Origin of the sequence: Streptomyces sp. NPDC059256 (assembly GCF_042753785.1) — a bacterium.
Lineage (GTDB): Bacteria > Actinomycetota > Actinomycetes > Streptomycetales > Streptomycetaceae > Streptomyces.
This window is the reverse complement of record NZ_JBHYZO010000025.1, coordinates 58,668-78,647: the sequence shown is the minus strand read 5'-3', so window position 1 is coordinate 78,647 and position 19,980 is coordinate 58,668. Positions and strand designations below refer to the sequence as shown.

20 protein-coding genes are annotated in these 19,980 nt (G+C 69.0%); 4 read left to right on the top strand and 16 right to left on the bottom strand.

Annotation, left to right across the window (positions count from 1 at the left end):
* The first annotated feature begins 119 nt into the window (after nucleotides 1–119).
* Entirely contained in the window at nucleotides 120–863 is a 744-nt protein-coding gene (locus ACFXJL_RS30990) for a hypothetical protein (RefSeq protein ID WP_384697890.1), read from the top strand.
* A gap of 476 nt (nucleotides 864–1,339) precedes the next feature.
* Here the strand turns inward: ACFXJL_RS30990 and ACFXJL_RS30985 are convergent, their stop codons facing one another.
* The 10 genes from ACFXJL_RS30985 to ACFXJL_RS30940 form a co-directional block, all read right to left on the bottom strand.
* Nucleotides 1,340–2,206 carry an amino acid ABC transporter permease gene (locus ACFXJL_RS30985; RefSeq protein ID WP_358877906.1) on the bottom strand — a complete coding sequence of 289 codons (867 nt, stop codon included), beginning with the start codon at nucleotides 2,204–2,206 and terminating at the stop codon, nucleotides 1,340–1,342.
* Nucleotides 2,203–2,847 carry an amino acid ABC transporter permease gene (locus ACFXJL_RS30980; protein ID WP_358877907.1) on the bottom strand — a complete coding sequence of 215 codons (645 nt, stop codon included), beginning with the start codon at nucleotides 2,845–2,847 and terminating at the stop codon, nucleotides 2,203–2,205. The genes ACFXJL_RS30985 and ACFXJL_RS30980 overlap by 4 nt, the downstream gene beginning before the upstream one ends.
* 8 nt (nucleotides 2,848–2,855) lie before the next feature.
* A complete protein-coding gene (locus ACFXJL_RS30975) occupies nucleotides 2,856–3,761 on the bottom strand; it encodes a glutamate ABC transporter substrate-binding protein (protein WP_384697886.1) in 906 nt (301 codons plus the stop codon).
* Between the two features lie 13 nt (nucleotides 3,762–3,774).
* Nucleotides 3,775–4,521 (bottom strand): amino acid ABC transporter ATP-binding protein, encoded by a 747-nt coding sequence (locus tag ACFXJL_RS30970; RefSeq protein WP_329024715.1) that lies wholly within the window; start codon nucleotides 4,519–4,521, stop codon nucleotides 3,775–3,777.
* A gap of 161 nt (nucleotides 4,522–4,682) precedes the next feature.
* The gene (locus ACFXJL_RS30965; protein ID WP_358877909.1) at nucleotides 4,683–5,129 is read right to left on the bottom strand and encodes a DUF6278 family protein; all 447 of its coding nucleotides are present in this window, start codon (nucleotides 5,127–5,129) and stop codon (nucleotides 4,683–4,685) included.
* 99 nt (nucleotides 5,130–5,228) lie between these two features.
* The gene (locus ACFXJL_RS30960; protein ID WP_358877910.1) at nucleotides 5,229–6,008 is read right to left on the bottom strand and encodes an exodeoxyribonuclease III; all 780 of its coding nucleotides are present in this window, start codon (nucleotides 6,006–6,008) and stop codon (nucleotides 5,229–5,231) included.
* Nucleotides 6,009–6,103: 95 nt separating this feature from the next.
* Nucleotides 6,104–6,730: an MBL fold metallo-hydrolase gene (locus ACFXJL_RS30955; RefSeq protein ID WP_384697881.1), complete on the bottom strand. Its 627-nt coding sequence runs from the start codon at nucleotides 6,728–6,730 to the stop codon at nucleotides 6,104–6,106.
* A 12-nt stretch (nucleotides 6,731–6,742) separates the two neighbouring features.
* Nucleotides 6,743–7,975 (bottom strand): 4-carboxymuconolactone decarboxylase, encoded by a 1,233-nt coding sequence (gene pcaC, locus ACFXJL_RS30950; RefSeq protein WP_384638794.1) that lies wholly within the window; start codon nucleotides 7,973–7,975, stop codon nucleotides 6,743–6,745.
* A 258-nt stretch (nucleotides 7,976–8,233) separates the two neighbouring features.
* Nucleotides 8,234–8,809 (bottom strand): hypothetical protein, encoded by a 576-nt coding sequence (locus ACFXJL_RS30945; protein WP_358877912.1) that lies wholly within the window; start codon nucleotides 8,807–8,809, stop codon nucleotides 8,234–8,236.
* Between the two features lie 395 nt (nucleotides 8,810–9,204).
* Nucleotides 9,205–10,365 (bottom strand): ROK family glucokinase, encoded by a 1,161-nt coding sequence (locus tag ACFXJL_RS30940; RefSeq protein WP_329024705.1) that lies wholly within the window; start codon nucleotides 10,363–10,365, stop codon nucleotides 9,205–9,207.
* Between the two features lie 1,233 nt (nucleotides 10,366–11,598).
* Between ACFXJL_RS30940 and ACFXJL_RS30935 the strand changes: the two genes are divergently transcribed.
* Entirely contained in the window at nucleotides 11,599–12,120 is a 522-nt protein-coding gene (locus tag ACFXJL_RS30935; RefSeq protein ID WP_384697878.1) for a TlpA family protein disulfide reductase, read from the top strand.
* 55 nt (nucleotides 12,121–12,175) lie between these two features.
* Nucleotides 12,176–12,631 (top strand): S26 family signal peptidase, encoded by a 456-nt coding sequence (locus ACFXJL_RS30930; protein ID WP_384638690.1) that lies wholly within the window; start codon nucleotides 12,176–12,178, stop codon nucleotides 12,629–12,631.
* Nucleotides 12,632–12,786: 155 nt separating this feature from the next.
* On the opposite strand, the gene ACFXJL_RS30925 is transcribed toward ACFXJL_RS30930, so the two are convergent.
* From ACFXJL_RS30925 to ACFXJL_RS30910, 4 genes are all read right to left on the bottom strand, one after another.
* Nucleotides 12,787–13,593, bottom strand: coding sequence for an ATP-binding cassette domain-containing protein (locus ACFXJL_RS30925; RefSeq protein WP_384697875.1), 807 nt, complete (start codon nucleotides 13,591–13,593; stop codon nucleotides 12,787–12,789).
* Nucleotides 13,590–14,651: an ABC transporter permease gene (locus ACFXJL_RS30920; protein ID WP_358877916.1), complete on the bottom strand. Its 1,062-nt coding sequence runs from the start codon at nucleotides 14,649–14,651 to the stop codon at nucleotides 13,590–13,592. The genes ACFXJL_RS30925 and ACFXJL_RS30920 overlap by 4 nt, the downstream gene beginning before the upstream one ends.
* Nucleotides 14,648–15,661, bottom strand: a complete 1,014-nt coding sequence (locus ACFXJL_RS30915; RefSeq protein WP_358877917.1) for a sugar ABC transporter substrate-binding protein — start codon at nucleotides 15,659–15,661, stop codon at nucleotides 14,648–14,650. The genes ACFXJL_RS30920 and ACFXJL_RS30915 overlap by 4 nt, the downstream gene beginning before the upstream one ends.
* A 166-nt stretch (nucleotides 15,662–15,827) precedes the next feature.
* Nucleotides 15,828–16,601 carry a GntR family transcriptional regulator gene (locus tag ACFXJL_RS30910; protein WP_358877918.1) on the bottom strand — a complete coding sequence of 258 codons (774 nt, stop codon included), beginning with the start codon at nucleotides 16,599–16,601 and terminating at the stop codon, nucleotides 15,828–15,830.
* 112 nt (nucleotides 16,602–16,713) lie between these two features.
* On the opposite strand from ACFXJL_RS30910, the gene ACFXJL_RS30905 reads away from it, so the two are divergent.
* Nucleotides 16,714–17,718, top strand: coding sequence for a Gfo/Idh/MocA family oxidoreductase (locus ACFXJL_RS30905; RefSeq protein ID WP_329024695.1), 1,005 nt, complete (start codon nucleotides 16,714–16,716; stop codon nucleotides 17,716–17,718).
* A gap of 308 nt (nucleotides 17,719–18,026) precedes the next feature.
* Here ACFXJL_RS30905 and ACFXJL_RS30900 read toward each other — a convergent pair whose 3' ends face one another.
* Together ACFXJL_RS30900 and ACFXJL_RS30895 are read right to left on the bottom strand one after the other, a co-directional pair.
* The gene (locus ACFXJL_RS30900) at nucleotides 18,027–18,713 is read right to left on the bottom strand and encodes a response regulator (protein WP_384638696.1); all 687 of its coding nucleotides are present in this window, start codon (nucleotides 18,711–18,713) and stop codon (nucleotides 18,027–18,029) included.
* Nucleotides 18,701–19,957, bottom strand: coding sequence for a histidine kinase (locus ACFXJL_RS30895; protein WP_358877920.1), 1,257 nt, complete (start codon nucleotides 19,955–19,957; stop codon nucleotides 18,701–18,703). The genes ACFXJL_RS30900 and ACFXJL_RS30895 overlap by 13 nt, the downstream gene beginning before the upstream one ends.
* Nucleotides 19,958–19,980: the final 23 nt, after the last annotated feature.

Here is a 19,980-nt window from a genome sequence, read left to right as displayed (position 1 = left end):
TGGATACCTCCAGTCAACATACGTCCGCGCACTGTAACTTCACCCGGCCGCGGACGTCAGGACACCTGGCCGGGACTGCATCGAACGGTGGTGCGATGGCAGCGATAGGCTGCGCGCCCATGAACGACGACGTACGCAACATCGTGCTCGGTGTGGTGGCCGCCGGGATCAGTGCCACGCTCGGTTGGCTCGCTCGTACCTACCTCTTGCGGCGCAAGCTGCTGCGCAAGCAGACCTTCTTCGGACTGCCGTCGAACTCGGAGTCCTTGTTGGTCGTCAACCGTGAGGCGGGCCGGGACGGGTCCGTGCACCGCTTTGACGTCTTCGCCCTGCTGGAGTTGGCCGCGCTGATCAAGGACTGCGAGGCACAGACGGAGATCGTCTGGCATGACATAGCCCGGCAGGGCTTCGGTGAACGTACGGAATTCTGTGTGGGTGGCCCGTACTCGAATCGACGGATGGCAGCCCATCTCCATCATCTGCTTCCCGGGGTCCGCGTCAACGTCGACCCGCAGCCGGGTCCGGACCAGGGCGCGTTCCAGATCGGCTCGGACCGCTACCGGCTGGAGGCGGGGGCGGCGGAGTACGTGCTCCTGGCTCGGCTGACGGCCCAGCCGGACGCCCGACCGGTCTTCCTCTTCTGCGGCCAGCGCGCCATCACCAACCAGGCGGCCACCCGCTATCTCGCCCGGAACCACGAGACGCTGGCGAAGAAGCACGGACGGAGTTCGTTCTGCCTGCTGCTGAAGGTGGTCAACTCCCAGGCGTACGGCCCGGACGTCGTCGAGGTGGTCGCGGATGTGACCGTCGCGGCCAGGACACCGCTGCCCTCGGGTGCCGGCGCGCGGGCCGCCACGGGATGAGCCTGCGCCGTACGCGGTCGGCGCAGCGACCGGGGACCATCGGCGGCAGAACACTCACGGCCCCTCCACCGCGGGAGAACCCCGGTGGGGGGTTCGGTGCCACGGGGGGGTCGGTTGACCAAGGAGAGCGGCGCCCCCGTCGTGTGCGGCTTCGACGCGGGCCCGCTCGGCCTCGGCAAGCGGGTCCGTCAAGCGTCCGGTACGCCCACGGACTGACCCCTGGTGGTCCCCGCACTTCGACGCGGAGTGGTTCTCCACTCCGGCGAAGTACTGGCCCGCACCCGTGTCACCGTGGTCTGGACGCCTCGACCTGCTCTGTTCATCGAGCACGACCCTGCCGGCGCAGCTGACCTTCTCCTCGTTCGCGACCGCCCCTCGTCATCCGTGGGTGTCGCGACTCCAGAAGTGATCACCGACTGCGTCCGGAGCCCCGTCCGGGGCTCCGGGTCATGCCCCATGTACTGCTGCCCTGCCTCCTACGGCTTGGGGGGACCCCCGGACAGCAGTGTCCCTGGATCGGCCGGGGTGATCTCCACGGCCTCCGTCTTTGGATTGCGGCGCTGCCGCCTGGCCACCCAGTTGGCGAACCAGGAGAGCAACATACACATCCCGATGTAGATCGGCGAGATCACCATCACCACCGGGATGAAGGGCAGATCGTAATCGAGGTTCGAGGCGATGAGCTTGCCTGCGTGAAGGAATTCTTCGTAGGTGATCAGATAGCCGAGTGAGGTGTCCTTCAGCGCCACCACGAGTTGACTGATGATCGTCGGCAGCATGGCGCGGACCGCCTGGGGCACCAGTACGTGCGTCATGACCTGGGTCTTGCGCATCCCCAGTGCGTACGCCGCCTCGCGCTGTCCGCGGTCGACGGAGTTGACGCCGGCACGGAAGACCTCGGCCAGGACCGAACCGTTGTAGAGGGTGAGGCCCGCCACCAGGGCGGGAAGGGGTTGCACCTTCAACGCGACAAAGATGAAGAAGATCATCACCAGTACGGGCATCGCTCGGAAGAACTCCACCAGCAGGGTGGACAGCCAGCGCACGGGTCTGTGGTCGGAGAGCCGACCACAGGCCAGGACGGTCCCGAGGACCAGGGACAGCACGGCGGCGTACGCGAATGCCTTGAGGGTGTTGCCCAGGCCGCGCAGGAGCAGTTCCTGAATGCCCTTGTACTCGAAGGGGGTCCACTTGGCGGCGGTGAACTGCCCGGTGTCGAAGAGCAGGTAGAGGATCCAGCCGAGCAGGGCGACGATGGCGACGGTCGAGACGATCCCGTAGAGGCGGTGCCGCTGGCGGGTCTTGGGCCCGGGGATGTCGTAGAGGGCGGTGGAATCGGTCATCGGGCGACTCCATAGCGCTTCTCCAGCACGTTGAACAGCGCACTGATGGACAGGGTGATGATCAGATAGCCGACGGCGATCCAGACGAAGGTCCAGATGATGTTGTAGCCGAGTTCGCTGAGCGTCTTGTAGGTGCCGAGGAGTTCGGTGACGCTGAACGCGCCGGCGATCGCGGAGTTCTTGGCCAGGGCGATGATGGTCGAACCGACCGGTGGGATGACGCTGCGGAACGCCTGGGGCAGCACCACGTTGTTGAGGGTCTGGCCGAACGTCATGCCCAGACTGCGGGCGGCTTCGCCCTGCCCCTTCGGAACGGTGTTGATGCCCGAGCGCAGCGCCTCGCAGATGAAGGCGGAGGTGTAGCACCCCAGGGCGAGGACCGCGAACACCTTGAAGGGCAGGACCAGTCCAAAGCGGGGCAGGCCGAGGAGCACGGCGAAGAAGAGCAGGGTCAGGGGCGTGTTGCGGAGCACGGTGACCCAGACCGTGCCGATCACCCGGAAGGAGCCGACGGGCGCCACCCGGAAGGAGGCCATCAGAAATCCGAGGGCGAGCGCGAGGAGCGAGGAGTAGACCGTCAGTTCGACGGTACCGAGGAAGCCCTCTCCGTACGTGGAGAAGTTGTCGGTGAGTACTTTCACTTCGGTCCTCAGCTCGCCGGGTAGCGGTCGATGGGGGGCGGCTCGGGTGCCGGGACCCCGGAGAGACCGAGCGTGGCTTCGTACGCCTTCTTCCAGTTGCCGTTCTTCTCGTTGGCCTCCAGGGCGTCATCGATGGCGAAGCGCAGGGCGTTGTCGTCCCGCGGCACTCCGATCCCGTAGGGCTCCTTGGAGAAGGGCTTTCCGACGACCTTCAACTCGTCCGGCGCCTTGGCCGCGTACCCGGTGAGGATGGCGTTGTCCGTGGTGACCGCGTCGACCTGGTAGGTGAGCAGGTTGTCCACACAGATGGAGTACGTGTCGTAGGCGACGAGGTCGGCCTTCGGGTAGTCGGCCTGGATGCGCTGGTACGGAGTGGACCCGGAGGCCGAGCAGACCCTCTTGCCGGCGAGGTCCTCGGGCCCCTTGATGTCCTCTTCGTCGGCGCGCACCAGCAGGTCCTGGCCGGCCATGTAGTACGGGCCGGCGAAGCCGACGAGCTTCTTGCGGTTGTCATTGATGGTGTAGGTGCCGACGTAGTAGTCGATCTGCCCGTTCTGGAGGGCCGTCTCACGGTTGGCGGAGGCGATCGTGCGGAAGGCGATCTTCTGGGGGTCGAGTCCGAGTGAGGCAGACACCATGCGGGCGATCTCGATGTCGAAGCCCGAGTACAGACCGCTGGCGGGGTCCTTCTCGCCGAGGTAGGGCTGGTCCTCCTTGACGCCGACCACGAAGTGACCGCGCCGCTTCGCCTTGCGCCAGGTCGGTGATTCCTCCAGCTGGAAGGCCGTGTTGACCTGGTACTCGGGCAGTTGGTCCGATTGCGGCCCCTTGACGGGCGGGCTGCCCTCCTTGCCACAGGCGGTGGCGGCGAGGACCGCGAGCACCAGCGCCGTCAGGGCACGTCTGATCCGCATGTGTCGGCCCCCGTCAGTGCTTGAGGATCTTGGAGAGGAAGTCCTTGGCGCGCTCGCTCTCCGGATGGGTGAAGAAGTCCTCGGGGGTGCGGTCCTCGATGCAGCGGCCGTCGGCCATGAAGATGACGCGGTTGGCCGCCGAACGGGCGAAGCCCATCTCATGGGTGACGACGACCATGGTCATTCCGTCCCGGGCGAGTTGCTGCATCACCTCAAGGACCTCGTTGATCATCTCCGGGTCGAGCGCCGAGGTCGGCTCGTCGAACAGCATGACCTTGGGTTCCATGGCGAGGGCCCGCGCGATGGCCACACGCTGCTGCTGTCCGCCGGAGAGTTGTGCCGGATACTTGTCGGCCTGCGAGGCCAATCCCACCCGGTCCAGCAGTTCCCGGGAGCGCCGGTCGGCCTCTTCTCTCTTCCGGCCGCGGACCTTGATCGGCGCCAGGGAGACATTGGCCAGGACGGTCTTGTGGGCGAAGAGATTGAAGGACTGGAAGACCATCCCGACGTCGGCCCGCAATCTGGCCAGGCCCTTGCCCTCCGCCGGCAGGGGTTCGCCGTCGATGGTGATCGTGCCCGACTCAATGGTCTCCAGCCGGTTCATGGTCCGGCACAGAGTCGACTTCCCCGAGCCCGACGGCCCGATGACCACCACCACCTCCCCGCGCCCGACGGTGAGGTTGATGTCCTGGAGAACGTGCAACTGTCCGAAGTGCTTATTGACGTCCCGCAGCTCGATCAACGGATCGACGACGGCCATACGCTGCCCTACCCACTCATCGCTGTGTCGAGGTCAGCGCAAACTATCCATCCCGATAAGGGACTTCACGCACGACACGCATAAATAGGGCATAAGCCGTATTTATCGCAGTGGGTTTCCGGACGTCCCGCCCGGCGCGGGACGATCGAAGCCGGCAGGGTCTAAGCCTCGGCCGCCTCCGCGTACACCTGCGCCAACTCCGGTGCGCCGTGCACCGCCCAGTCCAGACCCGCCTCGACCACACCGATCTCCCGACCCGAGGCAAGACGCACCACGGGGTGACCACCCGGCCAGATGTGCCAGACGGCCCCCGGAACCGTGCGCACGATGACCGTGCCGAGATAGAGACCGGCGTCATTGCCCACCCAGGGCAGTTCCTCGGGATCGTCGCGCCAGCGCGGCGGGAGCTGATCGAGCGCGGCCAACGAATCCGGGCTGTCATCCAGTTCGAGCCCGAGCCGCTCGGCCCGCACCCGAAGGAGCTCGCACTCCGAGAGCAGTTCGGCGATGGCAGCAGCCCGCTCCGGGTCGCTCTCCGCTGCGGCCCGCTGCTCCTCCTCGTCAGCGCCTTGACGCTTGAGCCACTGGTCCAAGAAAGGGATGTTCACACCACTCACCCTCGCATTCCCGCAGCCGGCCGCACCACAAGGCACGCGACGGCGGTCATCGGTGTCGTCGGACGACGTCGGTCGATCGATGGCCGATGGTCAGACGGTGAGGTCGACCACGACCGGGGCATGGTCCGATGCTCCCTTGCCCTTGCGCTCCTCACGGTCGACGTAGCCGTCCTTGACTGATTCCCTGAACGGCCCATTGCCGTAGACGAGGTCGATGCGCATGCCGCGGTTCTTCGGGAAGCCCAGCTGACGGTAGTCCCAGTAGGTGAACGGATGATCGTACTTCAGTGGACGCGGCACCACATCGGCCAGACCCGTCTCCCGCAAGGCGGCGAGCGCGGCCCGCTCGGGCTCGGTGACATGGGTGCTGCCCTCGAATACGGACCGGTCCCAGACGTCCTCGTCGGCGGGGGCGATGTTGAAGTCGCCCAGAACGGCGAAGGGGCGCTCCGCCGCTGCATCCTCGGCGACCGCGGTCTTCAGCGCGGCCAGCCAGCTCAGCTTGTAGGCGTAGTGCTCGTGCGAAACTTCTCGGCCGTTGGGGACATAGACCGACCAGACACGCACCGGGCCGCAGGTGGCGGAGATGGAACGGGGCTCCTGCACTCCCCCGTACTCCGGGCCGCCCGGCAGCCCCCTGACCACATCGGTCAGACCGACCCTGGAGAGCAGCGCCACGCCGTTCCACCGCCCGTCGGCGTGGATGGCGGACTCGTAGCCGATCTCCCGCAGCTCCGCCGCCGGGAACTGCTCCTCGGTGCACTTGGTCTCCTGGATGCAGAGCACGTCCGTGCCGCTGCTCTCCAGCCAGGCGAGCAACCGCGGCAGCCGAGCGGTGATCGAGTTGACGTTCCATGTGGCGATGCGCATGGGGAAAGCCTAATGCCGGGGTATGACAGTCCGGGCTCCGCAGGGCAACGGGCCGGTCGGGCGTTCGTCGAGTGAATGACCGAAAAAGGTCCCCATCACACCGCGATGCTCTCGCCGGCACCCAGCCGGGTGTGCTCGGCCCCGCCGAGATTGCCGATGTGCGTGTCGTAGATCGGCCGGGCAAGGTCGGTGAGCAGGGCGTCGTGCACATCGACGGCCCGCCGGGGCGCCACCTCGCGCACATAGTCGATGACCTCGGCGATCTTGTTCCAGGGCGCGTGGACGGGCAGGAGCAAGGTGTCGACGGACGTCCCCGGCACGGTGAGGGCATCACCCGGGTGGAAGACGGAGCCGTCGACCAGGTAGCCGACATTGGTGACCCTCGGCAGGTCCGGGTGGATCACGGCATGGAGCTCCCCGTGCACCTGCACCTCAAAACCGGCCACCGAGAATGCGTCGCCGTGGCCGATGGTGTGGACGCGGCCGGGGTAGGCCGGCGTGAGCTTCTCGGCGACGCTCCGTAGCGTCCACACCTCGGTTCCGGCGGCGAGAGCGGCGCGCAGCCGCTCCTCGTCGAAGTGATCGGCGTGCTCATGGGTGATCAGAACGGCGTCCGCGCCCTCAGCCGCGTCGTGCTCGCTGAAGGCCCCCGGGTCGATCACCAGGACCGCCCCGTTCTTCTCCAGGCGGATGCAAGCGTGCTTCTTCTTGGTCAGCTCCATGAGCACATCCTGCTACGGGCCAGGTGCCGTCTCCTGTCGAATGACCTCACGCGCCACCGCGAAGGCGGAGTTCGCTGCCGGAACGCCGCAGTACACGGCGGTGTGGAGCAAGATCTCCTTGATCTCCTGGGGCGTCAGGCCGTTGCGGAGCGCGGCCCTGGTGTGGGTCGCCAACTCCTCGCGGTAACCACCGGCGACCAGTGCGGTGAGGGTGATGACGCTTCGTGTTCGACGATCGATGCCGTCCCGACTCCAGACCTCGCCCCAGGCATAGCGCGTGACCAGTTCCTGGAAGTCGTCCCCGAAGGCGTCGGCCCGCGCGGTCACCTCGTCCACATGGGCGTCGCCGAGGACCTCTCGCCGCACCTTGACGCCCGGCTCGTACGGATCGGGCCGGCCGGGGTGCGCCGGTTCGACCAGCGGTGCGACCTCGGCGACGGGGGCGATCGGAGCCGGGGCCATCGGTACGAGTGGTGGCGCGGGAATCGCCGACAGCGTGTCCTGTGCCACCCCGGCGAAATGACGGACCAGCAGGTCCGTCACCGCGGACGGCTGCTCAACGGGGGCCAGATGGGAGGCACCGGGCACCAGGGCCAGTCGCGAATCCGGTATTCCGGCGACCAGGGTACGAGCCTCGGCGGGGCCGGTGACCTGGTCCTCGGAGCCGACGAGCACCAGGGTCGGGACCCCGATGCGGCCCAGTTCCGTCCGGGCGTCGAAGGCGGCGAGGGCTTCGCAGGCGGCGATGTAGCAGCCAGGGTCCGTGGTGCGAACCATCTGGACGGCCCACTCGACGATCGCCGGCTGGGCGGCGGCGAATCCCTGGGTGAACCAGTTCTCGGGTGCGCTGCGGGCCATGGGCTCCAGGCCGTTGGTGCGGACCACCACCCCGCGGCGCCGGAACTCGTCGGCGGTGCCGAACCGGGGCGATGCCGCAACGAGGGCGAGGGAGGCGACGCGGTGCGGGTGGGTGAGCGCCAACTCGATGCCGATCGCACCCCCTATGGAGCACCCGGTGTAGCCGAAGCGCTGGATGCCGAGTCCGTCGAGGGTGGCGAGGAGGCGTTCGGCGAGCTCACCGATGGAGGCGGCGGGCTGGGCCGGTGCACCCCCGTGGCCGGGCAGGTCGTAGCGCAGGACGCGCCATTCGCGGGAGAGCTCCTCGATCTGTCGATCCCACATATGCCAGGTAGTGCCGAGGGATGGCCCCAGGATCAGAACGGGTGCGTCGTCCGGCCCGTCCATACGGAACTGAAGGGTCTGTGGGGGTGGGTTTTCGGCGGGAATGCCGGGTTCGACCTCGGATGGCGTCTGTTCGGCCACGGGGTGGGGTCCGTCGAGGGGGGCCCGTCCGCCCTCCGTCGTCCGGGGCGCGGCAGGGGTCTGCTCACCGGTGGGGGTCTGCTGGTCGGGGGGAGGCTGTGTCTCACTCACCCGCTCCACGGTAGTGAGTTCGCGGTGCGGAAAGTACGGTCCCCCCACACGGAGTCCGATCAAGGAGCGTCAGGGGGTCGTTTTGGACACGACATACACCCTGGGGCGGGTGGAATCGGTCATGTCCACGGTGATGTCCTGACTGGGCCGGGGGCGGGTGCCCGGATGGCTCGTGCCCGCCCAGATCTTCTCGGACGTGAAGTCCCAGCCGACCGTCCGGGCGTCCTTGGCTCCGATGGTGACCTGCCCGTACATCAGTTCGGCGCGGCTGGTGCCGACTTCTTCCAGGAAGAGATCGAGCCCGGCCGATGTCGTCCTGAACTGGACGTACAACCGGCTGGTCTTCCAGTTGCTGGTCTCAAAGTAGGCGACCTTGGTGGACTCGGGCGGAATCGGCACCTCGAAGATGCGGCGCTTCATCTGGGACGGCCAACTGTCGCGCAGCCCCTGGGCCGATGATTCGGCTGCCTTGTCGCGCCCGCTGTCGCGGCTCTGCTCGGCGGAGATCACCAGATAGCCGGCGGGGATTCCGACGAGGAGCACGATGATGATCGCCGTCAACCAGCGGCGAAAGATCATGTGCCCCCTGCCCTCGGGGGGCCGGAAGCTCTCGTCCGGAGACGTGGGCTGGCGGGGCACGGTCATGAAAGTCGGTTCCTGGGTGGGGCTCGGTCGGAACTGAAGTGTACGGTCCCGAAACGGCCGGGCACGGAAGCGGACTCCTCGGTTCCCGCGTAGCGGGGGTACGGACAGGGCGGTCACGGCGGTCCTGCGCCTTCGTGCAGCCCCGGGCAGCGGGGCTCAGAACCATCCGATCGAGCGGGCCGCACGAAGGGGCCGATCGAAGCGGTCGAGTGCACGGCACGACGACCGCCCCGTCCGCCCCGATCAGCCCCGATCAGCCCCGATCAGCCCGCGAGGGTGGTGTCCACAGCCCTCGACCCTGACGGCACCCTGTGGCTCGGGTGGCTCGGAGACTCCGCAGCGCCGTCCGGGACGCCCCCCAGGACCCTCACGGCCCCTCACGGCCGCAGGGGCTTTCAGGGCTCCTCGGTGGGACGTACCGAGGCGGAGTTCCGCAGCACCTGCGCATAGCGTTCGTACCGCTCATGGCGCTCCACGCGTCGGCGGTTGGCGCGACGGAAGCGACGGGCGACGAGCCGGGCCAGATCGGCGGCCCCGACCATCCCGGCCTCGGGTCCCAGTTGTGCCTTGGCGATGCGCGCCTCGGGACGGTAGCCACGGCCGGTGAGATGGCGCCGAAACGCGTCCCGGGCCGGCCCGATGAGGAGGTCGTCGGCGGCGCTGACACCCCCGCCGATGACGAAGCAGGAGGGGTCGAGGGCGGCTGCCAGATTGGCGATGCCGACTCCGAGCCACTGCCCGATGTCCTGGAACAGTTCGACGCACATGGCGTCGCCCTCGCGGGCCAGTTCGGTGATGAGCGGACCGGTGATGTCCCCGATGTTGCCGCCGACGCGGTCGATCAGGGAGTGGGCCACGGGCGAGTCCGCTGCGGCCAGTTCCCGGGCTTCGCGGACCAGGGCGTTGCCGGAGCTGTACTGCTCCCAGCAGCCGCGGTTGCCGCAGGGGCAGCGATGGCCGCCGGGCACCACCTGCATATGTCCGAACTCACCGGCGACGCCGTACTTGCCCCGCTTGACCTGCCCGTCCTCCAGGATCGCGCCGCCGATCCCGGTCCCCAGAGTGATCATCACCAGATGGTCCTCGCCACGGCCAGCCCCGAAACGCCACTCCGCCCAGGCGGCGGTGTTCGCGTCGTTGTCCACGAGGACGGGGACGGCGAGCCGGGCCGACAGGGCGTCGCGCAGGGGTTCGTTGCGCCAGGCGAGATGGGGCGCGAAGAGGACCTTGGACCGGTCCGCGTCGACCCAGCCGGCGGCCCCGATGCCGACCGCGTGCACATCGTGGCGGTCCGAGAGGTCGAGGACGAGCTCGCAGATGGTGTCCTCGACGACCTTGGGGCTCTTGGACTTGTCGGGGGTTTCGGTACGGACCTTCTCCAGGATGATCCCGTCGGCGTCGACCACCCCGGCCATCACCTTCGTACCGCCGATGTCGATGCCGACCGTGGGTACGCGGGGTGCGGTCAGATGGGAGCGGCGCTCACGGGTGCCGACGGTCCGCAGGACGGTGGCGCGGGCCGAGCCGCGGTGGGCGAAATCGCGGTAGGTGCTCACCGGGCGCCGCCTTGGGGTGTCGAGCGGATGGGGGCAGGTGCTCGCACGGGTCGCATCGTTCCTGGTGTCGTGGGGGCCGGTCGGCACGCGATGAGCTGCTTCACCCCGGGCCCGGCGGCGGACGTCGCCCGCCGTGGCCGATTCTGCCACCTGAGGGCGCCAGCGACATGGGGAGCGGGGGTGGCCGATTTCCACCCACACACCCCATGTGACCCGAGTCACAAATCACAGGAGCACATTGCAAATAGGTCTAGTCCAGTGATCGACTACACACGCTCCGTATCCGACGGGAGGACCCCATGAACGCCCTGCGGAAGATCGGCGATTTACCGCTGACCGAGGACGGACCCAAAGCGGAGGCCCGGGCGACGAACTGTGGCGCCCGTCGACGTACGGACAGGCGACACCCCTGTGAACGCTCGGTCAGCAGGTCCGTGCGCCACTGTTCCCACATCCGCCCCTCCAGTGCGGGCCAGCAGCACACAGGTCGGTGCTAGGCACGGCTGCCGGGCCGCCGCCGGGTGACGGCGCCGGAGCCCGGCACAGGCCGATAAAGCCTACGGCGAGGAAAGCGGAATGCTGGACATCGCCCGAGTACACCCGGAGCGCATCCCTCGGCTCGCCCGGTGACCACACTTCGGTGATGCCCGGACCGCCCGTGGTCCCGCTGCGGTCCAAAGACTCCGCAGCGCCGTCCGACCGACCGCCGTCTGATGCAGTTGCGAAGACCGCGCGAGGCCCCGCACATGCCCTCAGGCCGTGTGGTGCGCGCTTCGGACGGGGCCACAGCGCGGCCCTTCGCTCCCCCGCGATCCCCACCGGGGCCTGTCCACCGGCTCCGGCCACCGCCGCCAGTCCCGAGGCGGGCATGAGGCACCTGCCCGCCTGCCGGCCACCGTCCATGCACCGCACAGGCCGAGGGCGCACGCCTTCGGGACGGTACGAGATGCCGTGCGTCAACAGGTCCCACGGCATCTCGTACCGTCCCGCACCGCAGACGATCCAGCCGGGTCCGTGGGTGATGCGGCCGGGTCCATGGGTGATGCGGCTCCTGTGCAGCACGGCCCCCGCGGTGAGCGATCGACCCCTCCTCCACCGTGGCTTTCGCGCCCGGATCAGCAGACCCGGCGGCTGAACCGCCCCGCACCGAAGCGCAGTACTCCGCGACCTCTGGGGTGCTTCCCCGTTCGTCCCGGGTGCCTCGCGCCCACAACCCCAAACTGGAGTTGAGTCATGGCTTTCGTCATTGCCGGCCTCGTCCTCGTCGGCGCGCTCTGCTTGGTGAACCTCCTCCTGCTCACCGGGATCAGGCGAAAACTGCGCGGACGGGGAGGACAACCGAGCGGGCCCAAACCGGGCCGGCCGATGCCCGACTTCTCGGCCACCACCCTGTCGGGACGGACCATCGGCCGGGCGGACCTCCTAGGCCGGCCCGCAGTCCTCGCCTTCCTCTCCACCACCTGCCCGATGTGCCCCACGCTCGTGCCCCATCTAGTGGAGCACGCCCGATCCACCGGCCTCACGGCCGACCGGATGGTCGTGGTGATCTCCGGCGACGATCCGGCCGCCGAGGCACTGGCGGAGCCGCTGGCCGGAGTGGCGAGCGTGGTGGTCGAACCCTCCCCGGGCGAACTGACCGGGGTCTTCAGGGTCTCGACCACTCCCACCACGGTCCTCGTCGACGCCGCGGGCAAAGTGGCCCGTACCGAAACCGGCCCCCGACCCCTCGCCGACATGGAGCGCGCGGGCATCTGAGCCCCGCTCCCTCGGCGCCGGGCGCCCGACGGCACACAGAGGCGGAGGAACGGTGTTGACCTCACGGGGTCGGTGGACGATGGGCGGCGCCGGCTCGCTGTTGATGGCGGCCGGCGCCTGGTACCTGCACGGCCGATTCGTCGCGGTCACCGTACGGGGCGAGAGCATGGCGCCGACGCTGCTGCCCGGCGACCGGGTACTGATCCGGCTCGGCGCGGCCGGGCTGCGGCCCGGCGCCGTCGCCGTGGTCGCTGCGCCCGGCCCCGGCCCCGCACGGGGCTGGCGGACGGATCCCCCGGCGTCCAAGGACCTCTCCGCCGTTCCCTGGTCCCTCAAGCGCGTGGTGGCGGTGGCGGGGGACGCCATGCCGGACGGGGTGGTGCGCCGGGCTCCCCGCGTACCGCCCGGGCACTTCGTGGCGATCGGCGACCATCCGCTGAGCCATGACTCCAAGCAGTACGGTCCCTGCCCGGTGGACCAGGTGCTGGGGGTGGTCGTCCGTCGCTTCTAGGGGCACCGCGGGGGCCGAAGCGGTCCTCGATGCGGGCAGGCGTCGAGTAGGGACCGCCGCACGGACGGCGCCGCCCCGGCCGAGCCGGGGCGGCGCCAGGAGTGCGGCCGAAGCGAGGGCGAAGCCGGGCGTTCAAGCGGGGCGGAGCCGGGCGTTCAGGCGGGGTCGAGGCCCGGAGGGTTCGGCGCTCGCTCCAGTTCATGGCGGAGGTCGTCGAGTTCGCTGCCACCGGCCATCTGACGGGTCAGCTCATCCAGGGTGACGGAGTCCTTGGTATGGCTGGCCGCCATCACACCCCGCTTGAGCAGGACGAACCTGTCCCCCACCAGATAGGCGTGGTGCGGGTTGTGCGTGATCAGCACCACGCCGAGACCGGCGTCCCTGGCCGCCGCGACGTACTTGAGCACAACACCCGACTGCTTGACGCCGAGTGCCGCCGTCGGCTCGTCGAGCACCAGCACCTTGGCACCGAAGTGGACTGCGCGGGCGATCGCCACGCACTGTCGTTCGCCACCGGAGAGGGTGCCGATCGACTGGTCGACGTCGCGCAGGTCGATTCCCATCCGCAGCAGTTCGGAGCGGGTCGTCTCGCGCATCCGGCCGACGTCGAGCCGACGGAACGGCCCCTTGCCCACAGTGGGCTCCGAGCCGAGGAAGAAGTTGCGCCACACCGGCATCAGCGGCACCACGGCCAGATCCTGGTAGACGGTCGCGATGCCCCGATCGAGCGCCTCGCGCGGGCTCGATAGGCGCGTCGCCTCGCCGTCGATCGAGAAGGTGCCGGAATCATGTCGGTGGAGCCCGGCGATGATCTTGATGAGAGTGGACTTGCCCGCACCGTTGTCACCGAGCACACAGGTGATCTCACCGGAATGCACGGTCAGGGACACGCCCTCCAGGGCGCGGATGTTCCCGTAGAACTTGCTGACGTTCTCCAGCTCGACCAGCGAGACCTGTGTCATCGGGTCGCCTCCGCCCTCTTGCGCACCCAGGCGTTGAGGAGGGTGGCCAGCAGCAGCATCGCCCCGAGGAAGAACTTGAACCAGTCCGGGTCCCACTCCGCGTACACGATCCCCTTGCTGGTCATGCCGAAGATCAGTGCACCGATCGCGGACCCGATGGCGGACCCGTACCCACCGGTGATCAGGCAGCCGCCGATGACCGCCGCAATGATGTAGATCAACTCATTGCCGACGCCTTCGCCCGACTGCACGACGTCGAAGGAGAACAGCAGGTGCTGGCCCGCGACCCAGGCGGCGAAGGCAACCCCCATATAGAGGCCGATCTTGGTACGGGTGACCGGTACGCCGACCGCGCGGGCCGCGTGCTCCCCGCCGCCGACCGCGAAGATCCAGTTGCCGAAGCGGGTGCGGAGGAGGATCCAGGTGGCGACCGCGATGAGGGCGATCCACCACAGGATGGTGACCTTGATCGTGACGTCACCGATGACGAACTCATGGGCGAAGACGGCCTTGGCCGAGGTGAAGCCCTCCATGTCGGCGATCGACTTGGTGGAGACCGTACCGCTGATCAGTTTGGTGAAGCCGAGGTTGAGGCCGGTGAGCATGAGGAACGTGCCCAGCGTGATGATGAAGCTGGGCAGCTTGGTCCGAGTGAGCATCGCCCCGTTGAACACCCCCACGGCCAGGGTGACCAGCAGCGAGACGAACACTCCGACCCAGACGTTCGCCGTCATCTGGTAGCTGAACATCGACGAGACCAGGGCCGAACTCGTGACCAGGACTCCGGCCGACAGATCGAACTCGCCGCCGATCATCAACAGCGCCACCGGCACCGCCATGATGCCGATGACGGACGAGGCGTAGAGCACCGTGGAGAGGCTGGACGCCTGGAGGAACGAGTCGGCGACGAACGAGAAGAAGACGAAGACCGCGACGGCTCCGACGATCGAGCCCAGTTCGGGCCGGCCCATCAGGGTGCGCAGTATGGAGGTGTGCACGAGGCGTTCGTCGGGCGTACCCGGTTCCCGGGTGGGTGCGGAGGGTGCGGTCGCGCTCATCGGGTGCCCCGCCTGGTGAAGTCCTCCAGCTTGGCCGCGTCGGACTTGGTGATGATCTGCGGTCCGGTGAGCACGGGCTTCCCGCCGCCGAGGACATTGGCGTTGTAGCGGTAGAGCCAGAGCAGATCGACGGCCTCGTAGCCCTGGAGGTAGGGCTGCTGGTCGACGGCGAAGCCCAGGGAGTCGTCCTTGAGTCCCGCCACGACCTTGGCGTTGAGGTCGAAGGTGTCGATCTCGGCCTTGCTGCCCGCGGTTCGCTTCGCCTTGACTGCGGTGTCCGCGAAGGGCGCGCCCAAGGTGACGACGGCGTCCACCGAGCGGTCGGTCTGCAACTTCGCTTCGATGGTCGCCTGGACGTCGGGCATGTTGGTGCCGTCGACGTAGAGGTTCTGCATCTCGCCGTCGAAGGTGCTCTTCGCTCCGGCGCAGCGCTGCTCGTGTCCCACGTTGCCCTGTTCGTGGAGGACGCAGAGCGCCTTCTTCCGGCCGCGCTCGTTCAGCTCCTCGCCGACCGCCTCGCCGGCGATGGTCTCGTCCTGGCCGATGTGGGTGAGCGCCCCGTACTGCTTGGACTGCTCGGACCCCGAGTTGACGGTGACCACGGGAATGCCCGCGGCGACGGCCTTGGTGACGACCGCCTTCATCGCGTCGGGCTTGGCGAGGGTGACGATGAGACCGTCGACCTTCTTGTCGATGGCGGCCTGGACCAGCTGGGCCTGCTGCTGTCCTTCGTCGCTCTTGGAGTAGAGGAAGTTGATGTTGTCCTTGGTGGCGGCCTCCCGGGCGCCCTTCTGGACGATGTCCCAGAAGGTGTCCCCGTCGCCCGAGTGGGTGACCATGGCGAAGGTCCAGCGGGGTGTGCTGACCCCGGCCTTCCCGGCGGCGGCCTGGGCCTTGCGGGCGTCCTCGGCGCGCTTGCCGCCGGTGCTGCTGCATCCCACCAGGGAGGCCCCGAGCACCGCCGCCAGCACCGCGCCGATGACGCGTACCCCTGTCCTTGCCCTTGCCACGACGCCGTGCCCCTGTCCTTCTTGCCCTGCTGATTCTCGCGGTAACCGGGAAGCGGAATGACACATCCCGGCCGCCCAAGTATGGGTCACGGCTGGTCTGAGGGTGGGCATCGGGTACGCCGGGTAGGTCATCGGACACTCCTGGTACCGGGTGGGACGCACATGGTCAGGGGCGTACGAGCAGTTGGAACTCAAAGGTGTAGCGCGAGGCTCGATAGAGGTGGGAGCCGAGTTCCACGGCGCGCCCGGTGTCGTCGAAGGTGGTGCGTGCCATGGTGAGCACCGGACCGCCGGGCCGTTCGGCGAGCAGTTCCGCCTCGGTGGCGGTGGCGGCCCGGGCGCCGACCGACTGGCGCGCGCTGTGCAGGGTTATGCCGGCGGCCCGCATCACGCGGTAGAGGCCGGTCGCCTCCAGTTCGGGGGTGCCGCAGGTCACCAGTCCGACGGGCAGATGGTTGGTGAGCAGCGCCATGGGTTCCCCGTGGGCGTACCGCACCCGTTCGATCCGTTGCACTTCGGTGCCTTCGCCGAGGCCCAGCGCGTCGGCGACCGCGGGTGCTGCGGCCTCGGTGGACATGCGCAGGACGGTGGTGGCGGGGTGCTGTCCGGCCGCCTCCAGATCGTCGTAGAGGCTGCTGAGCTCCAGCGGCCTTCGCACCTGGCTGTGCACGACCTGGGTGCCGACGCCGCGACGGCGTACCAGCAGTCCCTTGTCGACCAGGGCGTGGATGGCCTGACGCACGGTGGGGCGGGACAGACCCAGCCGACCAGCCAGTTCGATCTCGTTGCCGAGCAGTGTGCCGGGGGTGAGGACCCCCTGCTCTATGGCCCTCTCCAACTGCTGGGAGAGCTGGAAGTAGAGCGGAACCGGACTGGTGCGGTCCACGCTCAGCTGGAGGGACGGGACGGCGTCCGTCCCGGTTCTGGGCTGCTTGGGCACGGAGCGAGCGTAGTCGCCGGCCCTCGGGGACGGGAAGGGACGGAACACGAGAACGTCCGGTTGTCAGGACAAAGCCTTGACACGATGGCGGGGGCACCCCCATTTTTTCCCCATGCGCATCGGACTCATCGGTACGGGACGTATCGGCACCTTCCACGCGAACGTGCTCAGTCGCCACCGAGAGGTGGGGGCGCTCGTGGTGGCGGACGCCGATCCGGCGCGGGCGGCGGCGGTGGCCGAACGCACCGGGTCCACAGCGGCGCCCAGCGCGCGGGAGATCTTCACCTGGGGGGTGGACGCGCTGGTGATCGCCTCCGCGACGGCCTCCCACGCCGAGTTGATCACTCGGGCGGCGCGATCGGGGCTGCCCGCCTTCTGCGAGAAGCCGATAGCGGCGGACGTACCGGGGACGCTCGCGGCGCTGCACGAGGTCGAGGCCGCGGGAACCCAGCTCCAGTTGGGCTTCATGCGCCGCTTCGACGCCGGCTACCGGGCCGCTCGGGAGTTGGTGGAATCCGGACGGCTGGGCAGGCTCCACACGGTGCGTGCCATGACCTCGGACCCGGCTCCACCGGCCGCCGAGTATCTACCGCTCTCCGGGGGCCTCTACCGCGACTGCCTGGTCCATGACTTCGACATGCTGCGCTGGGTGACCGGGCGCGAGGTGGTGGAGGTGTACGCGACGGGTTCGGACGCCGGACCTGCGATGTTCCGAGCAGCGGGGGACGTGGACACCGCTGCGGCCGTGTTGACCCTGGACGACGGCGTACTGGCGACGGCGACGGCGACGCGGTGCAACGGCGCAGGCTATGACGTCCGGATGGAGCTGGCGGGGGAGCTCGATCAGGTGACGGTCGGTCTGGACGACCGTACGCCGATCACCTCGACCGAGCCGAAGGGGCCACGGGCCGCGTCCCGACCGTGGCCCGGCTTCCTGGAGCGGTTCGCCCCCGCGTACGAGGCCGAGTTGGACGCCTTCTTGCGGATGGTGGTGGGCCAGGGGGAGAACCCGTGTGACGGTCGGGAGGCACTGGCGGCGTTGCGAATCGCCGAGGCGTGCGAACTGTCCCGGCGCGAGCGCCGGCCGGTGCGCATCGAGGAGATCCGCATCGAATGATCCGTCCGGGACGACCTCGGGGCACCGCCCGGACCACCCTGACCGTCGGGGCCGTCGGGGTCGGCGCCTGGTGTCACCCGGTCGGCCGTATCGGGTGCGAGAAGATCAGGGCCCCTACCCGGGTGTCCCCCTGTCGTACCCGATGTGACCGTCGGCAGCCCAGGCCGGCGACCCCATCGACAGCCGCGCTGAGCACCATCGATCCGCACGGGCAGGATCTGCGGGGGTCGGAGCGTCGTACGGGCAGGATCTACGCGGGTCGGCGGGGGCAGCGAGGTGGAGCGGGCCCGTACCGCTTCGCACCTGCCCTACGGCTCCTCGTCCAACAGCCCGGCGTCATGGGCGAGAAGGGCGATCTGCACCCTGTTGTTCAGCCCGAGCTTGGCCAGGACGCGCGAGACGTGGGTCTTGACGGTGGGCACGCTGAGATAGAGGGTGCCCGCGATCTCCGCGTTGGACTGCCCCCGGCCCACGGCGACAACCACCTCCCGCTCGCGCACGGCCAGGGTCTCCAACCGGGCGATGGCGGCCCTTCGCCGAGGGTCGGCGGCACGCTCCTGGCTCTGGTCGGCGACCCGGTCCATCAGCTGACGGGTCACCGCGGGCGAGAGCACCGGATCGCCGCTGGCCACCCGGCGGACGGCGGCGACGATCTCGGCGGGCGGGGTGTCCTTGAGGACGAAACCGGCGGCGCCCGCGCGCAGGGCGCGCACCACCTGCTCATCGGCGTGGAAGGTGGTGAGGACGAGGACCTCCGGTGCCCCAGGTCCACGCCGCAACTCCTCGGTGGCGGTGAGCCCGTCCACCTGCTCCATCCGGATGTCCATCAGAACCACGTCGGGGGCGAGGCGGGCGACCAGTTCGGGTACCGCGCTGCCGTCGCTCCCCTCCCCCACGATCTCCAGATCGTGTGCCCCGCCCAGCATCAGGGAGAGACCGGCGCGAACCAGGGGGTCGTCGTCGACGATGAGCAGCCGGATTGTCATACGGCCCACGGTAGCCACGCCCGGACGTGGAAACCGCCGTCCCCCGTCCTTCCGTGCTCCAGGGTGCCACCGGCGAGCATCGCCCGTTCGCCCAGTCCGATCAGTCCCTGGCCGGAGCCCGGTGGGGCGATGATCGGCCGGGGCGAACGGGGTGCGGGGTTGTCGACGACGACGGTGAGCCCGTCACCGGGCGCACCTGCGAGGGCAAGGGTCACCTCGGCACCCGGAGCGTGCTTGCGGGCGTTGGTCAGGGCCTCCTGTGCAATCCGGTAGACGGTACGGCCGAGTACGGCGGGTACGGCCACGGGCTCCGCTATGCGCTGGTCCAGTCGGACCGTCATCCCGGCCTCGCGGGACTCGTGGACGAGTGCGTCCAGACTGGCGAGGGTCGGCTGGGGGCGGTCTCCGCTCTCGTGGTCACCCGGTGTGCGGAGGACTCCGATGATCTGGCGCAGGTCCTGGAGGGCTTCATGGGCACTGTCGCGGATCACCCCGGCGGCCCGGGCCACCTCGGCGGGCGGGGCGTCGGGACGGAACTCCAGGGCGCCGGCGTGGACGCTCAGCAGGGTCAGCCGATGTGCCAGCACGTCGTGCATCTCGCGGGCGATGGCCTCACGGGCCAGCCGTTGTGCCTGCTCGGCCCGGAGTTCGGCTTCGGTCTCGGCTCGGCGGGCGCGCTCCTGGAGGACGACGACCAGTTGACGACGGGCGCGTACGAGCATGCCCCAGCCGAGCGCCAACAGGACGAAGACGCTTCCGCCGATGACTGAGGCCCAGAGGTCGGCCGTCGGATCGGGGCGGATGAGGGGACTGGCACAGGCGCTGGCGAGCGAGAGCAGACCGATCACGCCCACCGGCCGGAAGGGACGGTGCACGGCGAGGCTGAACACAGCCACGAGGAACGCCCCGCCGACCACGGGGACCAGGAAGCACACCAGGGCCAGGACGAGGGCGAGTTGGACGGGCCAGCGACGACGCAGCCACAGGGCGCAGCAGGCGGCGGCCCCGACGAGTTGGTCGACCAGCACCACCACCTCGGAGTCGTTGATCTGATCGCTGACGTCTGCGGCGGCCATGCCGACGAAGGCCGCGAGCACGAAGAGCACGGTGTCGACGATCCAGTCGCGCACGGTGCGCCGGGGTCTGGCTCGCGGTGGCCCGGCGCCGATGCCGGGCCGCTCCCCCACGAGCTCCGCTTCCCGGCCGCCCGCCATGGCGGAGGGCAGCAGCCAGCGGTATTCCGTTCGTGTCATATCGGCAAATCTACGCACCGGAT

Excerpts from the sequence above, each read along its gene's own strand:
- ACFXJL_RS30905 (WP_329024695.1), top strand. The coding sequence starts at position 16,714 with ATGCGCATCGGACTCATCGGTACGGGACGTATCGGCACCTTCCACGCG.
- ACFXJL_RS30955 (WP_384697881.1), bottom strand. The coding sequence starts at position 6,730 with ATGGAGCTGACCAAGAAGAAGCACGCTTGCATCCGCCTGGAGAAGAAC.
- pcaC (WP_384638794.1), bottom strand. The coding sequence starts at position 7,975 with ATGGACGGGCCGGACGACGCACCCGTTCTGATCCTGGGGCCATCCCTC.
- ACFXJL_RS30975 (WP_384697886.1), bottom strand. The coding sequence starts at position 3,761 with ATGCGGATCAGACGTGCCCTGACGGCGCTGGTGCTCGCGGTCCTCGCC.
- ACFXJL_RS30990 (WP_384697890.1), top strand. The coding sequence starts at position 120 with ATGAACGACGACGTACGCAACATCGTGCTCGGTGTGGTGGCCGCCGGG.
- ACFXJL_RS30925 (WP_384697875.1), bottom strand. The coding sequence starts at position 13,593 with ATGACACAGGTCTCGCTGGTCGAGCTGGAGAACGTCAGCAAGTTCTAC.
- ACFXJL_RS30970 (WP_329024715.1), bottom strand. The coding sequence starts at position 4,521 with ATGGCCGTCGTCGATCCGTTGATCGAGCTGCGGGACGTCAATAAGCAC.
- ACFXJL_RS30960 (WP_358877910.1), bottom strand. The coding sequence starts at position 6,008 with ATGCGCATCGCCACATGGAACGTCAACTCGATCACCGCTCGGCTGCCG.
- ACFXJL_RS30920 (WP_358877916.1), bottom strand. The coding sequence starts at position 14,651 with ATGAGCGCGACCGCACCCTCCGCACCCACCCGGGAACCGGGTACGCCC.
- ACFXJL_RS30935 (WP_384697878.1), top strand. The coding sequence starts at position 11,599 with ATGGCTTTCGTCATTGCCGGCCTCGTCCTCGTCGGCGCGCTCTGCTTG.
- ACFXJL_RS30985 (WP_358877906.1), bottom strand. The coding sequence starts at position 2,206 with ATGACCGATTCCACCGCCCTCTACGACATCCCCGGGCCCAAGACCCGC.
- ACFXJL_RS30895 (WP_358877920.1), bottom strand. The coding sequence starts at position 19,957 with ATGACACGAACGGAATACCGCTGGCTGCTGCCCTCCGCCATGGCGGGC.
- ACFXJL_RS30945 (WP_358877912.1), bottom strand. The coding sequence starts at position 8,809 with ATGACCGTGCCCCGCCAGCCCACGTCTCCGGACGAGAGCTTCCGGCCC.